Source organism: Halomonas sp. PA16-9 (genome assembly GCF_009728585.1).
Classification (GTDB): domain Bacteria; phylum Pseudomonadota; class Gammaproteobacteria; order Pseudomonadales; family Halomonadaceae; genus Vreelandella; species Vreelandella titanicae.
This window is the reverse complement of sequence record NZ_CP040452.1, coordinates 1624543-1639564: the sequence shown is the minus strand read 5'-3', so window position 1 is coordinate 1639564 and position 15022 is coordinate 1624543. Positions and strand designations below refer to the sequence as shown.

Genomic DNA, 15022 nt, shown 5'->3' with positions numbered 1-15022 from the left:
GCCTAGGCCAAATAAGGGTTCGCTATGACGAAGCGACAGAATCAAGAAGAACGCTCACGCCAAACCCAGGCTCGGGTGACGCAAGCGACTATCGAGTGCATTCTCGAGAAGGGCATTCGTGCCACTTCAACCGTGGATGTCGCACGTCTGGCGGGCGTTTCCCGTGGCGCTTTAGTTCACCACTATCCTTCCAAGACATTATTGATGCAGGCGGCGCTTGAGGACTTGCTGAGTCGCGAAGTCGAAAGCGTAAGAGAGATGGCCGTGAAGGTTAAAGCAGGCGAGCTTAACTTTGACAACTTACTGAAAGCACTGCATGAGCACTTCAAGGGTGACCTTTATATGGTGACCCTTGAATACCTCACTAACGCGCGTACCGACCCCGACATAATGAAAGTGTTAGTGCCGCTGGCAGCCAATTTCAATGACTCTTTGGAGCAGATTTGGGAGCAGTTAGTCGCCAGCGCCAAGCACACGTCACATCAGAATCGCGTCGCCCTGAATGCCACCTTGTGCATGATGCGGGGTATGGGGGCGCAAAGCATCTGGCGAGATGACCCCGAACTCTACCGCGATATGCTGCTGTTCTGGAAAGAGACCCTGTTAGAACTGGGCTTTTCTGCCCCGGATGCGCAGAGGAGTGAGCCCGCATGATGGCCAAACACTTCGAATCACTGAGCCAGTGGGTTGCCAAAAGTGCCATGGTGCTGGCGGCCCTCTTTCTGGTGCTTATGGCACTGCATGTCTCACTCGATGTTGGGCTGCGCTACTTATTCGGAAAGTCGTTTACCGGCACCTTGGAGTTTGTCTCTTTTTACTACATGGTCGCCGTCGTCTTTCTGCCGCTCGCCTATGTCGAACTTCAGCGCGAACACATCAGCGTGGATGTGCTTGTGGGAAGGCTCCCGCCGGTAGCCCAACTGACACTCTACCTGTTCGCCAGCACCCTTGGGCTCCTCTATTTCGGCATGCTCTGTTACCAGAGCTATCTAGATGCAGTGCGCGCTACGGTTCGAATGGAAACGGCCATGGCCAATTTCACCTTCTATCTATGGCCCAGTCGCTGGGCGTTACCGGTTGGCTTCGCAGCCATGTGCCTGGCCATCATCGCCAACATGATTAAGGCGCTGCAACAACGCCAAGCCCTGTAGGAGTTTCCTAATGAGTAATATCGAGATAGGTGTGGCAGGCATTGCCATCGCCTTGGCCCTGATCGCCCTGCGCGTACCAATCGGCGTGGCACTGGGTTTGGTGTCGATTATCGGCATTGGCGAAATGACCAGCATGCGTGTGGCCTGGGGGATGATTTCGGCCACTCCGTTCGACTTTGCAGGCACCTGGGAACTGACCGCGGCACCTATGTTCCTGTTTATGGGCTATTTGTGTACCAGCACCAATATGACTCAAGGCCTGTTTCATGCCATGCGCCTTTATCTGGCGCGCTTGCCAGGCGGCCTGGCTGTTTCCAGTGTTATGGCCTCTGCCTTCTTTGCTGCAGCCTCCGGCTCTAGCGTCGCAACATCGGCGGCCATGTCGCGGATTGCCGTGCCCGAAATGCTCAAGCATAACTACGACAAGGGGCTGGCCACCGGTACCGTCGCCGCCTCTGGAACACTCGGCTCGCTGATTCCCCCAAGCGTGTTGCTGGTGCTCTATGGTGTTTATGCCCAGGTGTCGGTGGGTCAACTGTTTATGGCGGGATTCATCCCGGTGTGCTTTCGGCGCTGCTTTACATCGCCATGATTATGGTGCGAACCAAGCTTAACCCCAGCCTGGCGGGCAACACCGATGTACGCTCTAGCTGGGACGAGAAGTGGGATGCCTTTAAGCATATCTGGCCGTTGCCGTTGCTGATCGGCTCAGTTCTTGGCGGGATTTTTCTGGGTGTTTTCTCACCTACCGAAGCGGGGGCGGTGGGTACCTCCATTGCCGCTCTGATTGCCTTGGCACGTCGCACGCTAACCTTTTCAGCCATTCGGGAAGCACTGATCCGCACGGCGGTGAGCACGGCAAGCATCTTTATTATTCTCATTGGGTCGCTGTTTTTCACCCGCTTTCTAGCCATGAGTGGTGTGCCCGCTGCTTTCTCCGAAATAATCCTCGGCGTCAGTACCGAGACCTGGTGGATCATTCTCGCGGTGGCAGTGATCTATCTTGTGCTGGGTATGTTTATCGACTCCATAGGCTTACTGCTCCTCACTCTGCCGTTAATTCTGCCCTTAGTGGAAGGCGCAGACCTCAACTTGATCTGGTTCGGCATCATCGTCGTAAAGCTGCTTGAAGTGGGGTTGGTCACTCCGCCTATCGGGCTCAATGTGTATGTCATCAAAGGTGCCTTGGGCAATAGCGTCACACTGTCTGAAGTCTTTAAGGGCGTCGCCTGGTTCATCGTTATGGATATTGTTGCCCTATTGCTAATCGTGCTGATTCCAGCGCTTTCGCTTTACCTTCCGCAAAAGATGTTTTAACGCCACCCTCACAAGAACACTCACAAGGAATACTCATGACAACGACACGCTTTATAAATGCCAACGTTATCGACACGCGCAACGGAAAAGTACTCGCCAACCAGCAGGTGCGTATTCAGGATGGCCGTATCGTCGATGTGAGCGATTCGCCGCGAGAGGGCAGTGATGATCACGTCATCGATATTCAAGGCCACTTCCTGATGCCCGGACTGGTTGATTCGCATGTACACGTCACGGCAATTACACCCAATTTTGCTCTGCTTGAGACGCTTTCGCCTTTCTATGTCGGTGCCAAATCAAGCGAGCTGCTGGAAGCTATGTTGATGCGCGGATTCACGACCGTGCGCGATGCTGGCGGTGCAGATTACGGGCTCGCCAAGGCTGTCGATGAAGGCGCTCTGGTCGGCCCGCGCATCATGTACGCAGGGAATGCACTCTCTCAGACAGGTGGCCATGCCGATATGCGTGGCCCAGGCCAACAAACCTTTGAAGGCTGCTTCTGCTGCGCGGGTCTAGGTCGTGTTTGCGATGGTGTAAGCGAAGTACGCCGGGCCGCACGGGACGAGATCAGAAAGGGGGCCACCCAGATCAAGATTATGGCGTCTGGCGGCGTTTCTTCACCTACCGACCGTATCGACAGTACGCAATTTTCGCTTGAGGAAATTGATGCCATTGTGGAAGAAGCCACCGCCGCCAATATTCATACCATGGCACATGCCTATACGGCGCGCGCTATCAACCGGCTTATCCCCAGAGGCGTCAAGACCATTGAGCACGGCAACCTTATGGACGAGGAGAGCTGTCGGCTATTCCTTGAGTACGACGCTTACCTAACGCCGACTCTCTGCACTTACGATGCCTTAGCGAAGGAGGGCGTCGAAGCGGGCATGGCCGAGCACCTACAACGCAAGGTTTATGATGTGCTGGATGCTGGCGGTAAGGCACTGGAAATGGCTCAACAATACGGTGTCAAGATGCTATACGGCTCTGATCTTCTTGGCCGGATGCAACGCCATCAACTCAACGAATTTCATTTACGCAAAGATGTAGTGCCCACCGACGAGCTGATTCGTGCAGCCACTAGCCACGCCGCCGACGCTTATGGTCACACCGGCGATTTTGGCGAGATTATCCCAGGCGCAAGGGGAGACGTAATCGTGCTTAAAGACAATCCTTTGGACGATATTAATGTTCTTACTCAGCCCGATGAGCAGCTCATGCTAATTATGAAAGGGGGAGTAGCTTACAAAAATGTTCTGTAGTCAGGCTTAATGCTGCTTAATAAAACGCTGCGTAATGAAGAGGCCAGCCAATGGCCTCTTTACCTAGCCCGTTGGTGTTACAGAGGAAGGGGGCTTATTAAATGCTTGATCAAGCGTTACGCTTCCTTTCTTTATATCACCGGTAACATTTTGGCGTATAACGCGCAATCATCGCTATAGCAATCGCAGGACGCCTCGATTAGGCCTAGTCGATCAAGCACCGTGATGGTTCCACGCTGGTACGGATTAGGCCACGCGCCTGCAGGGCTATCGCCGCCAGGGTAATGCCTGCACGTCTAACCCCGAGCATCATGGCCAGAAACTCATGAGTCAGATTCAACTGATCGGTACCCGCGCGATCCTGAGTTATCAGCAGCCAGCGGGCGAGGCGCTCTTCAATCCGGTGGAAGTGATTACACGCCGCGGATGTCGCCAGTTGCTTCATCACGACATAGATATATCGCTTTAGTCGCTGATGTAATACTGGGCTACCGGGTAGTAGCTGCTGAAAGCTTTCAGCAGTCATGCGTAGAGCCGAACCAGCCCCTTGAACCAGCGCGAGTAGCGGCGCCTCATCAATGCCTAGTGCTAATGAGCTACCCAGCATTCCTTCCCGGCCCGCCATCGCGACTTCCAGTCGTTTGTCAGTATCGATGACGACAATCAGTGAGATGAAGCTATCGATGGGAAAATAGACGTGGGTAAATGTCTCTGTGGGCTGTAGCAGTACTTCACCAAAGCTAAGCTCCACGGTGTCGCAGGCAGCCATAAAGGCATTTCGCTCGACTTCCGGCAGCTCAACAAGGAGTTGATTGGCAGCGGGAACGTTCAAAATAGACGTCATGTGCCTCTCCGGTTATAAGAACCTGGCAAACGGCACAATGAAGGTGTAAATCATTTTGATGTCGGCTGCAGATAGGCCATCATCAGCGTTATTGACGGACTATGCGCATATTAACATTGGGTAAATCACTCGTCGGCACGCTAGCGTACATAACGTTGGAATGGTGTTTACGGGTAGATTGATAGTAGGGATTGAATTATTACATTACGTCATGGTGGTTGAGTAGGCGGTCGTACTCGCGCTTAACCACCGCGTAACACTCGCAGACCCGCTTCTCTAGCCCAGGCCTGTCAATGATGGTGATATGCCCGCGGTTGTAGGAAATCAGCCCTGCTCGCTGGAGTTTCCCTGCGGACTCGGTCACGCCTTCGCGCCGCACGCCCAGCATATTGGCAATTAACTCTTGGGTCATAATCAATTTATCGCCCGGTAGCCGGTCGAGGCTGAGTAGCAGCCAGCGGCATAGCTGCTGATCGACGCTGTGATGGCGGTTGCATACCGCTGTCTGTGCCATCTGCGTCAGCAAGGCTTGGGTATAGCGCAGAAGTAGTCGCTGCATAGGGCCCGCGCGATAGAATTCGTTTTTGAGTAATTGCCCCTTAAGGCGGTAAGCCTTCCCTGCACTCTGCACAATCGCTCGGCTGGGGGTGGTCTCTCCGCCCATGAACAACGAAACGCCTACCACTCCTTCATAACCCACTACGGCAATTTCCGTCGAGGCACCATCTTCCATTACGCACAGCAGTGAGACGATAGAATCCAATGGGAAATAGACATGGCTCATTTGCCGGCCGGATTCGCTGAGTGACTGACCCAAGGACAATGTAACCTGCTCAAGATGAGGCAACAGATGCGCAAGGTCTTCTTCGGGTAATAAGCCAAGCAGAGCGTTCTGCTGGAGTTCTAGCATCGCACCTCTCCCCCTGTTGTTGGCTGTTGCGCGGCTTTTGATCAAAATTGTCTGAGTAAGATGTTCTTTTCTAATGCTTTTTACTGTTATCACAAATTTTTATACAGATATCGTTTTTAGTATAGGCTATCGGCAGACCAACTCAGTACGCTAACGTACATAAGCCTCTTGGAACAGGCTTAGAAACGACGTGTTGTATAAGAGAGAATCGTTGGAGAGGGATAGTTATTGCAGGAGTTTTTCACCCCCATGTTCGCCAGCGCACAGCCAACAGATAGCTAACTGTTTAATGTAGGTATAAGTGTGGCAACGGAAATGCCTAAACAGGACGTTGCACTTTGCGCTGCAGGGAACGCAGCGCCTCTCTTCTCAAATCTCAACTGCTAAAGCATCTAAGCAGTTGAGATGCATTGGGTACAGTCTGTTGGTATCGCCTTCAGTCAGCGTGGAAAATCCCCGCATTAGGCCATTGAAAGCAACTATTCAAAAGCGCTATCATGAATGCTAATAACAACGATTATCATGATGCTTATTTCTCTGCTTCCTCTTTGCTCCTAATTCCAACTGAGACTCTATCATGCCTCGTCTGCCGTTTGCCCGTCGTCCTTTGGCGCGCTCAATTTCCGCACTGATCCCCGTCACTGCGGCGCTCTTTTGCGCATCTGCCTATGCTCAGGAAGAAACCACTTCCAACGATACCGTGGTGGTTACGGCCACGGCGCTGAAAGTCGATACCCCGCTAGTAGAGACACCACGCCCGGTATCGACTGTGAGCCGTGAAGAGCTCAATGAACGTAACGTCCAGCAACTCGACGAGACGTTTCGATATCGCTCTGGCGTGCTTTCCGGTCATTATGGTTCGGACAACAACACGGATTGGTTCAAAATCCGGGGGTTTGACCAGGCAACCTATCTGGATGGCCTTCGTCTCTATCGCACCGGTTACTATCAGTGGTTACCTGAAACTTATGGCCTGGATAGAGTCGACGTTTTTAAGGGGCCCGCATCGATCCTATATGGCGAAGCTCCTTCTGGAGGACTGATTAACGCGGTAAGCAAGCGTCCTACCGATGAGCAAAGAGGTGAGGTCGAAATTCAAGCAGGCAACCGTGATCACCGCCAGTTGGGTTTTGATACCTCGGGCCCAGCCACAGAAAGTGGGGATGTACGCTATCGCGTCGTTGGGCTATATAAGGAGCGGGACGGTGATTTAAATGACACCGAAAATGAGCGTTACTACTTTGCGCCGAGCCTTGAGTGGGATTTATCCGACGATACGCAGCTTACGCTACTTGCAAGCTTCCAGAAGGACGACGGCGTCCCGGTCAATCCTTTCAAACTTCCCTATGGTACGGTAGACAATACGCCTTTTGGTAAGGTAAACCCGCAAACTAACTATGGCGCGCCCGACTACGACAAGGACGAACGTACTCAGACGGCCGTCGGCTACGAATTCAAACATCAGCTCGATGATACTTGGAAATTCGAGCAGGATTTCCGGTATAGCCATCTCGATCTGGATCTTCGCAGTACTTATGTCCTAGGACAAACGGGCGATGGGCAGACCGCTTCGCGGGGCCATTTGCAGCGTGATGGTGAGATTGACAGTTTTACGATTGATAATCGTATGGTGGGTCAGTGGTACACAGATCGTACTGAAAATACCTTGCTGTTCGGGATGGACTACCAGGATCTAAGTCTTGATGGTCAGGAATTCGATAGTTTTGGTTACGATGTTGTCGATATTTTCAACCCGCAGGGCGATATTGCTCCAGTCTCCAGCGATCAGTTGACTCAGCGCCAGATCGATAAAGAGCAGCTAGGTGTTTATCTACAGGACCAATTGCGTATCGATGACCGTTGGGTACTGTTGGGAGCAGTTCGCTACGACCAGGCAGAAACTGACAACGCCAATCGAACTACTGGAGCAACTGAGCGGGCCGATGATAATCAGGTCTCTTGGTCCGGTGGTGTGATGTATCTCGGAAACCATGGCATTAACCCCTACCTTAGCTACACGGAATCTTTTGAAACGCAAACCAGCGTTGACGATGGTGGAGATCTTTACGAACCATTGGAAGGCGAGCAGTGGGAGCTTGGGGTTAAGATTGCTCCTCCTGCTTGGGATGGCTATGTAACCGCCGCAATCTTTGACCTAGAGCAACGCAATAGCTTGGTGACTTCAACAACAGGAGGTCGTCAGGAGCAGAGTGGTAAACAGACATCCCAAGGGTTTGAGTTAGAGGGTGTTAGCTATTTGACCGACCAACTGCAACTAACTGCTGCTTATACTTATACTGATGCTGAGGATGAAAACGGTCAGCGTAAGAGCCTAATTCCACGTCATCAAGCATCGGCCTGGATTGACTATGACTTTCAAGGCACCGCCGTGGATGGTTTGAAAGTCGGCGCTGGTATTCGCCATGTCGGCGAAAGCTCAGGTGGGTCTACTATCGATGTAGCCAGTTATACCGTGGGCGATGCCATGGCGAGCTATGACATCAATGAAAGTTGGACGGCTCAGCTCAACGTTAATAACGTCACCGATGAAGAATATGTGGCGAGTTGCGAATCTGATTTCTGGTGTTACTACGGTGAATCCCGCAGTGTGATTGGCAGCGTGAAATATAGCTGGTAAGGCTTTTCGGTCTGACTGTCTCGGTTTCTCAGCCACACGACCTGAGGCTTTAGCAGGTGGTGTGGCTTATGAACGAACAACGATTGTTAGGCATTTATTTTAGCTTGTCGGCCAAGTGTCTGAGAGTCGATATCCTTCCGGCCATGGTCGCTAGGGTCGAGTAAATGCTGGTGAGTTCCAGTAATCCAGGCGCGTCCGGCTAGGCTAGGAATAATGGCTGGGCGACCCGCTATATCGCATTGGCTTACGATTCGACATTCAAACTCCGAACCGATAATAGATCGGCCGATAAAGGGCTCCCCAACTTTCAATTGACCTTTCGCGTGCAGCACCGCCAAGCGTGCAGAACAGCCTGTGCCGCAAGGGGATCGATCAATCTTACCAGGACGAATCACCACCGCATTCGTGGCGGTTGCTACACCGCTTTCGTGGCTCACCGGTGCCGCTATTTGGCAAAAAGATATATGTGACCATTCTGGATTCAATGGATGCGTAAACCCCAGCTGTTCATTGGCAGCATGGGTGATCTTAAGTCCGGTGGCGACTAGATCGGCTGCTTCATCAGCATGCAGTGAAAACCCCAGCTGTTGGGCGTCGGCAATGACGAAGCTATCGCCCCCGTAGGCGGTATCGACTTGCAGCGATCCTATACCTTCAACCTCGATCCAGCGGTCAGTTTTGTCGGCAAAGGACGGTACGTTATGCACTTCAACTTTCTCGGCCTTGCCGTCTCGGCACTGCGCGGTAATCTCAACCAGACCACCCGGCGCTTCTAGTACCAAATGGGTGACAGGCTCCGTCATAGGCAGAATGCCGCTATCGAGCAGCACAGTCGCGACACAGAGCGAATTAGAACCGGACATCGGTGGTGTATCGGCAGGTTCCATGATGATCCATGCCATCTGGGCGCGAGGGTCTTTTGACGGCACCAGTAGATTGACGTGTCGAAATACGCCCTCGCGTGGCTCATTGAGCATAAAGTTGCGTAGGGTTTCATCGCGTGCAATCCAACGCGATTGCTCCCATAACGTATCGCCAGGTGGTGGTGCGACGCCACCTACGATGACGTCTCCGACTTCTCCCTCGGCATGACAGCTGACAACATGAATGACTTTGCTTGAACGCATGTAAACCTCTAGACCACTGACTTGAGAAAGGCGGCTGTTTCCGGCTTCTGCGGATTATCGATCACTTGATCTGGAGGGCCGATCTCATGAATGAGGCCTTCGCGGAAAAAGGCCACACGGTCGGATACGTCACGGGCGAAAGGGATCTCGTGGGTGACCAGAATCATGGTCATGCCGTCTTCGGCCAGTAGGCGCATAGTATCCAGCACTTCCCCTACCAACTGAGGATCAAGTGCCGAGGTAGCCTCGTCGAAAAGCATATAGTCCGGTGACATGGCCAGCGCACGGGCAATCGCCATACGCTGCTGCTGGCCGCCAGAGAGCTTGCCGGGAAACACCTTAAGCTTATCGGCAAGGCCCACATGGGTGAGTTGCTTTACTGCCAGCTCTTCGGCTTCAGCCCGGCTCTTGCCCAACACTTTACGCGGCGCCAGCATGACGTTCTCCAGCACATTCAGGTGCGGAAAGGCATTCCACTGCTGGAAGACAATGCCAATTTTCTGCCGCAGCTTATTAATGTCGGTGTCCTTGGCATGCACCTCAGTGCCGTCGACCCTAATTGATCCGCCTTGGATATTTTCCAGCCCATTGATACACATCAACAAGGTTGATTTCCCCGAGCCGGAGCCCCCTACAATGGAGACCACTTCGCCCTTTTGAACGGTTAGGTCAACGCCCTTGATCACTTCCAGGTCTTTAAACGACTTATGTACTTTTTCAATCTCAATCATTCTGCTGCCACCTTTTTTCCACTTGGGCACCTAGGCGGGAGACCACCAAGCTGATGAGGTAATAGATGAGCCCTGCAATACATAGCACCAGCAATGGCTCCTGAATGCGTGTGACGATGGCCTGGGAGGCACGGAGCAATTCAATGATGCCGATCCACATGACCAGCGCGGTATCTTTCATGGCCGAGAGGGAAAGGTTGAGCCAGCCGGGAAAGGCTACCCGGGTCGCTAGCGGCATCACCACATAACGCAGGTCTTGCCAGTAGGTCATGCCCAGCGAGCGACTGGCCAAACGCAGGTTCTGGGGCACCGATAGCACGCCGCTGCGAACAATCTCGGTGCAGAAAGCGGCCACATACACGCCAAGTACCACACAGCCCACGGTGAAAGCGCTCCAATCCAGGCCCACAATACTCTTGAGCGAATTGAACAGCACAAACTGGATCAGCAACGGCACGCTGCGAAAGATATCTAGAAACCACCCCAGCGGAATCGTTGCTCTGGGCAGTAGCGCGCGGAGTAGCCCACAGGAGACGCCCAGAAAGGTACCGAGCAGCATCGACCAAAACGTCAGTAACAGAGTGACCCAGGCCCCTTGAAGCAGAAACAGCAGGTCGTTCCAGGTGAAGCTAGTTGAAAACATAGTCAGGCCCTCAATAGCGGAATAGCCGCCAGGCCAGCAGCCGGGCTATCACTACAATTAGTTTGGCGATCAGGTAATAGAGCACCGCTGCCAGCGCAAATAGCTCAAAGGTGCGGAACGTTCTGACGTTGTAATCCTGAGTCACTCCGGTGAGATCGTTATTCAGGCCAACGATAACGCCCAACGAGGTCATTAATACCGCCCACACCATTTGATTGGTGATCGGGTAAAAAACGATGCGCAGTAGTTGCGGTACCACCACCAATCGATACGCCTGGAAGCTGCTCATCCCCAAGGAGCGGGCCGCACGAACCTGGGTATCGGGAATCGCTTTAAGGCCGCCGCGAAAATTTTCAGCTAAGTAACCCGCGTTATTAAAGGTAATACCCGCTAGTAGGGCTGCCCATGAACTAACGTGCATACCGATAGCGCCAAGACCGAAATAGACGATATAGATCTGGAACAGCGCAGGCGTATTGCGGCGATCGACACCCAGGTACCCGCGACCGCCCGCGTTACCGGGTTAGGCGTTTCTCGCATCGCCAGTAACGCCAGGGCGATTAAGACGCCGAAGATCATCGATAGCGCTGCGGTCTCAAAAGTGACAACCGCACCATCGAGCATATCCGGCAGGGCCCTAAAGGCAGTTCGCCACTGGAAGGTATAATCAAACATGGCTTAGTGTGCTCCTTGACGAGTCGCAACGGCCGTCAGCCAGGAGGGGAGGCGACCACTGGCCTCTCCACTACAGGCGGTCTCGACGCACTCGGCGAGATTGCCGAAGTGCACCTGGCGACCGACTAACCCTGGGGCGTAGTGGGCGTATTTACCCGAATTGGTCATGATTGTGCGCGCCGTTGGCGGTACTACGGGCTCACCTAACATGCACCAGCAGGTATCGTTGATAAGCTGTGCTCCGAAGCGCTCCAGGGTGGTGATGTATCCTGCCGTGCTGGCGTCGTCATACACCGCTCGTCCCAGCGTGACCGCCATGGCGACATCCGGATGTTTGCGACGTCCTGAACAGAGCGCCGCCAGCGCCGCGCACTCGCTCAACGAGAAGTGGGGATTGCCCAAGGAGATGAGGTCTACCTGGGATGCTTCAGCATGATCCAGCTCGTACCAACGGGTGAGTAGATCAGTTGGCTCGATGGTTAGATGACGTGAAGTCGGGAGGTCGCCGAGGGCCTGGGATTCCCGCATCGCTTCTGGAGTAATATGGCTGATATGGAACATCGGCGCGGCTGAGGTGGTGGCGAAGGCTGCACCGAATGCTTTGAGATCATCGCGACTGGGCGCTGTGTCCTCTAGGCCGCAAAGTAAGGGGATCTCGCTGCCGCAAAGCAACCCCACGTGATACCCCAGCAATGGCCAGAAAGCGTCATCCAGGGAATCGAGAGGCTTGATGTCGATACGCAGCGTGGCAAAACGCCCCTGGTCTTGATGTGCCCCTATAAAGGGCGCACGCCCCGTCAACGCGATGCAAATATCCAGATAGTCCGGATATTTCAGCGTTCGGGCCGCCAGCACACTATTGGCGTATACAACGGCGTTAGACTCGGCCCACACGATTTGCTCGCCAGCTTTGGGAGCGCTGTCGAGTAGATAGGGCGCACAGGTGTAACTGAGTTGCGCGCCCATGGCCATGTAGGCGTTGCCTAACGCACTGGCAGGTTCGCCGAAAGCGGGGTCGATGCCCTGCGCCCGCCAGCGGCACTGATCAACAGATATAGAATTGAGTGTGGTCGGTACGCGGACCTGGGCACCCCATTCCACTAACTGTTCAGCGAAACGCAAACTGGCTGGGCCGGTATAAATGCAGCCATCAATATGCGCTTGGCTGATGTCAATCAGTTGGTCAGCGCCTTGAAGCTCGGCCATTCGTAACACAATGCGCATCGCCTCTTGAGCTGCTTTGCCATAGTGACCATCCAGGAGTGCGTGATCATTATCGCTTAGCGCTACGCAGGAGGGTGGTGGAGTGGATGGCTGTGAATCGTTGATGATTGCCTTTACCGTCCAATTCCCTTGGGGAAGAGAGTCGAAAAGGCTTATGTGCTCATTTTCAATGCGCGCGAAGTGCCCTTTGTGCAGTGTGGCAAACGCCTCGGGGCCGACGCACAATACCGGAATAGAGGTTTCAAATAGCGTTTCGGCAATAATCACACCGAGGGTCAAAATCTCTTCTTGATCGGCGAATATCAAGGCAGCGGGCGCGTTTTGACCGGTAAGCAACTCAAGTAGCACGCTGCTGCCGGTGCATGAACCGCGTCCACTAGGCAGGGCGAGTATGCGTCCGGCAAGGCACTGGCCGTTCAACGGATGATGGCGGTCAATAATCTCGCCGCTGAACGGATCGACACCACCCCAAAAGCTCAAAAGCTCAAACCAACGTCGGTATACAGTAGTTCGCCTTGCGCTGAACCATGCACCAGGCTACGACCGGTGAGCGAAACATCAGACATAGCGTCATCTCGTTCGTTGGGAAGAACGCGCCACCAGAGCAGCGCGCGATACATTGTTATTATTCAACGAATTAGTAATAAACGCCGGTACGGTCAGATCGACTGGTTCGCCGCCTACCCATTTGTCGTAGAGTTCCGCATAACGTCCGGTGCGCACCTGCTGATTCACGAATAGATTTAGGTAATTCAGTAGGCCATATTCGGTGCGGTTGGCTGCAAGAGACACGTAATCAATGACGTAGGGTGCTTCGCCAGCAATTTTCAGCCCCTCATATTTGCCAGATTCGAGCGTCGAGGACGCCACTGTGTTGGTCACGACGGTAGCATCAATGTGGCCCTGGGCGACGGCCAGAATGGTGTCGTTCTGAGTTTGATAAGCGCGGAAACTACCGTCACCCCACTCATCCACATCTTCTTCCAGCGCCATTGCTTCGTAGGTGCCACTGGTGTTGCCCACCGGGCGACCCTGCAGATCATCGTACTGCTCGATACCAGTGTCTTCCCGGGTCAGGACGACCATCTGGAAGGCAAAGTAAGGAATGGACATGCCAACGGTTTTGGCTCGCCCCAGCGTGTCAGAAGTAGATGCCACGATCACGTCGGCGCGGCCTGAGACCAGTGCGGGAATACGATCGGGGAAGGGGGTTTCAACGATTTCAGCATCGACTTCGAGGACATTGGCCAAGTCGTTACAGTAGTCGACATCGAAACCGGCTGGCTGGTTGTTATCGTCGCGAAACCCCATGGGGGGGAAATCGAGGGTGACGGCACAACGTAGGGTGCCTGAGCTAATTATTTCATCGAGTTTGTCAGCCTGTGCCTGACCGATGACGGATACACTCAAGATAGCGGAAAGCGCTAATGGAGCGGTCTTGTTTATCATTCTTGACCTCCTAGGTAGGCTTTGCTTGGCTGCAAGAGACAGCAAACTTAGTATTTATTATTTCGGATACGATTTGCAAGTTTTGAAGATATTAATTCAAACTTAAAGTTAAGATATTGTTTTAATTGATTTAAATAAAAAAATTGAGTGGCGGTGTGAGCTGGAATGCTAATAAGAGTGTAGGCAGAAGCCGCTATATCACCGCTTTGGAGCCTCAGCGTTGAAACAGATCACGCAAGAATCAAACAAGAAATACTGCGAAGTTGGGTAGCGATTCGAACATCGCTGCCCAACGGATAAAGAGGGCGGGGTTTAGTGATCTAAGCTCTATCTGAAAAGTCAGTGACTACTCGGCAAGCCGGTTAGGCAGATGATCGTAGAGTGTTCGACACACACCAATAATATGGCGTTCAACCAGCGCTGCTGCTTCGTCGGCGTCGCCTTTGCGGCAAGCGGCGATAATAGCGCGGTGCTCTTTGTCGGCGCGTGCCTTGCCTTTGGACAAGCTCAACTGTAATCGGAGGTAGCGCTCCACCTTGTCATGGATAGAGCGTATCAGGCTCATCATGAAGGGGCGTTGCGCAGGCTCGTAGAGACAGGCATGGAGCTCCCAGTTCAGTGTGGCCCAGCGGCCCACATCGTCCTCATTATTGAACTCGTCGCAAATGCGCTCGGCATTGTCGAAGGTGGCTTGGCCCATATTAGGGACGGCGAGACGAATGGCTTCTACCTCTAGCAGGACGCGAACTTCAAACATCTGAGCCAGCTCGGGTTCAGAGATCTTCGTCACAACGGCGCCCTTGTTACGCTGGAAAAGTACCAAACCCTCTGCTTCCAGGCGCTTCAGAGCCTCCCGTACAGGAATTTTGCTAACATTGAATTTATTGGCAATATCATCCTGGCGTATTGGCTCACCCTCTTCGAGTTGGCCGGCAATAATGGCTTCGCGCAGGTGCTTTACGATCACCTCAGATGCCGAGGGAGTAATGCCAAGATTAGGTGCGTTAAACATGGTGAGTGGCAACGATGAGAATCCATAGGTGAGAGAAAT

Annotated in this window: 8 protein-coding genes and 6 pseudogenes; 5 read left to right on the top strand and 9 right to left on the bottom strand. The window is 53.2% G+C overall.

The window, feature by feature from the left end:
• Nucleotides 1-24 precede the first annotated feature (24 nt).
• The 4 genes and pseudogenes from FDY98_RS23935 to FDY98_RS23920 all read left to right on the top strand — a co-directional run bounded on the left by FDY98_RS23935 (nt 25) and on the right by FDY98_RS23920 (nt 3730).
• Nucleotides 25-654 (top strand): TetR/AcrR family transcriptional regulator, encoded by a 630-nt coding sequence (locus FDY98_RS23935; RefSeq protein ID WP_022522413.1) that lies wholly within the window; start codon nt 25-27, stop codon nt 652-654.
• Nucleotides 651-1151, top strand: a complete 501-nt coding sequence (locus FDY98_RS23930) for a TRAP transporter small permease (RefSeq protein WP_027958583.1) — start codon at nt 651-653, stop codon at nt 1149-1151. The genes FDY98_RS23935 and FDY98_RS23930 overlap by 4 nt, the downstream gene beginning before the upstream one ends.
• Nucleotides 1152-1161: 10 nt before the next feature.
• A pseudogene (locus FDY98_RS23925) lies at nt 1162-2468 on the top strand (TRAP transporter large permease).
• Nucleotides 2469-2503: 35 nt separating this feature from the next.
• Nucleotides 2504-3730 (top strand): metal-dependent hydrolase family protein, encoded by a 1227-nt coding sequence (locus FDY98_RS23920; RefSeq protein ID WP_027958582.1) that lies wholly within the window; start codon nt 2504-2506, stop codon nt 3728-3730.
• Nucleotides 3731-3861: 131 nt separating this feature from the next.
• Here the strand turns inward: FDY98_RS23920 and FDY98_RS23915 are convergent.
• Nucleotides 3862-4574 (bottom strand): annotated as a pseudogene (locus FDY98_RS23915) (Crp/Fnr family transcriptional regulator).
• 199 nt (nt 4575-4773) lie between these two features.
• The gene (locus tag FDY98_RS23910; protein WP_027958580.1) at nt 4774-5484 is read right to left on the bottom strand and encodes a Crp/Fnr family transcriptional regulator; all 711 of its coding nucleotides are present in this window, start codon (nt 5482-5484) and stop codon (nt 4774-4776) included.
• Nucleotides 5485-6061: 577 nt separating this feature from the next.
• Here FDY98_RS23910 and FDY98_RS23905 point away from each other — a divergent pair.
• Nucleotides 6062-8122 (top strand): TonB-dependent siderophore receptor, encoded by a 2061-nt coding sequence (locus FDY98_RS23905; protein ID WP_027958579.1) that lies wholly within the window; start codon nt 6062-6064, stop codon nt 8120-8122.
• A gap of 99 nt (nt 8123-8221) precedes the next feature.
• Here the strand turns inward: FDY98_RS23905 and FDY98_RS23900 are convergent.
• From FDY98_RS23900 to FDY98_RS23870, 7 genes and pseudogenes are all read right to left on the bottom strand, one after another.
• Nucleotides 8222-9249, bottom strand: a pseudogene (locus FDY98_RS23900) (trans-3-hydroxy-L-proline dehydratase).
• Between the two features lie 8 nt (nt 9250-9257).
• The gene (locus FDY98_RS23895) at nt 9258-9980 is read right to left on the bottom strand and encodes an amino acid ABC transporter ATP-binding protein (RefSeq protein ID WP_027958577.1); all 723 of its coding nucleotides are present in this window, start codon (nt 9978-9980) and stop codon (nt 9258-9260) included.
• Nucleotides 9973-10623 carry an amino acid ABC transporter permease gene (locus FDY98_RS23890; RefSeq protein ID WP_027958576.1) on the bottom strand — a complete coding sequence of 217 codons (651 nt, stop codon included), beginning with the start codon at nt 10621-10623 and terminating at the stop codon, nt 9973-9975. The genes FDY98_RS23895 and FDY98_RS23890 overlap by 8 nt, the downstream gene beginning before the upstream one ends.
• A gap of 10 nt (nt 10624-10633) precedes the next feature.
• Nucleotides 10634-11298 (bottom strand): annotated as a pseudogene (locus FDY98_RS23885) (amino acid ABC transporter permease).
• A 3-nt stretch (nt 11299-11301) separates the two neighbouring features.
• A pseudogene (lhpI, locus tag FDY98_RS23880) lies at nt 11302-13088 on the bottom strand (cis-3-hydroxy-L-proline dehydratase).
• An 82-nt stretch (nt 13089-13170) separates the two neighbouring features.
• Nucleotides 13171-13971: pseudogene (locus tag FDY98_RS23875) on the bottom strand (ABC transporter substrate-binding protein); the annotation flags it as partial.
• A gap of 346 nt (nt 13972-14317) precedes the next feature.
• Nucleotides 14318-14983, bottom strand: a complete 666-nt coding sequence (locus FDY98_RS23870; RefSeq protein ID WP_027958572.1) for a GntR family transcriptional regulator — start codon at nt 14981-14983, stop codon at nt 14318-14320.
• Nucleotides 14984-15022: the final 39 nt, after the last annotated feature.

Coding starts and splice junctions, on each gene's coding strand:
- FDY98_RS23910 (WP_027958580.1), bottom strand. CDS start 5,484: ATGCTAGAACTCCAGCAGAACGCTCTGCTTGGCTTATTACCCGAAGAA.
- FDY98_RS23920 (WP_027958582.1), top strand. CDS start 2,504: ATGACAACGACACGCTTTATAAATGCCAACGTTATCGACACGCGCAAC.
- FDY98_RS23890 (WP_027958576.1), bottom strand. CDS start 10,623: ATGTTTTCAACTAGCTTCACCTGGAACGACCTGCTGTTTCTGCTTCAA.
- FDY98_RS23905 (WP_027958579.1), top strand. CDS start 6,062: ATGCCTCGTCTGCCGTTTGCCCGTCGTCCTTTGGCGCGCTCAATTTCC.
- FDY98_RS23895 (WP_027958577.1), bottom strand. CDS start 9,980: ATGATTGAGATTGAAAAAGTACATAAGTCGTTTAAAGACCTGGAAGTG.
- FDY98_RS23870 (WP_027958572.1), bottom strand. CDS start 14,983: ATGTTTAACGCACCTAATCTTGGCATTACTCCCTCGGCATCTGAGGTG.
- FDY98_RS23930 (WP_027958583.1), top strand. CDS start 651: ATGATGGCCAAACACTTCGAATCACTGAGCCAGTGGGTTGCCAAAAGT.
- FDY98_RS23935 (WP_022522413.1), top strand. CDS start 25: ATGACGAAGCGACAGAATCAAGAAGAACGCTCACGCCAAACCCAGGCT.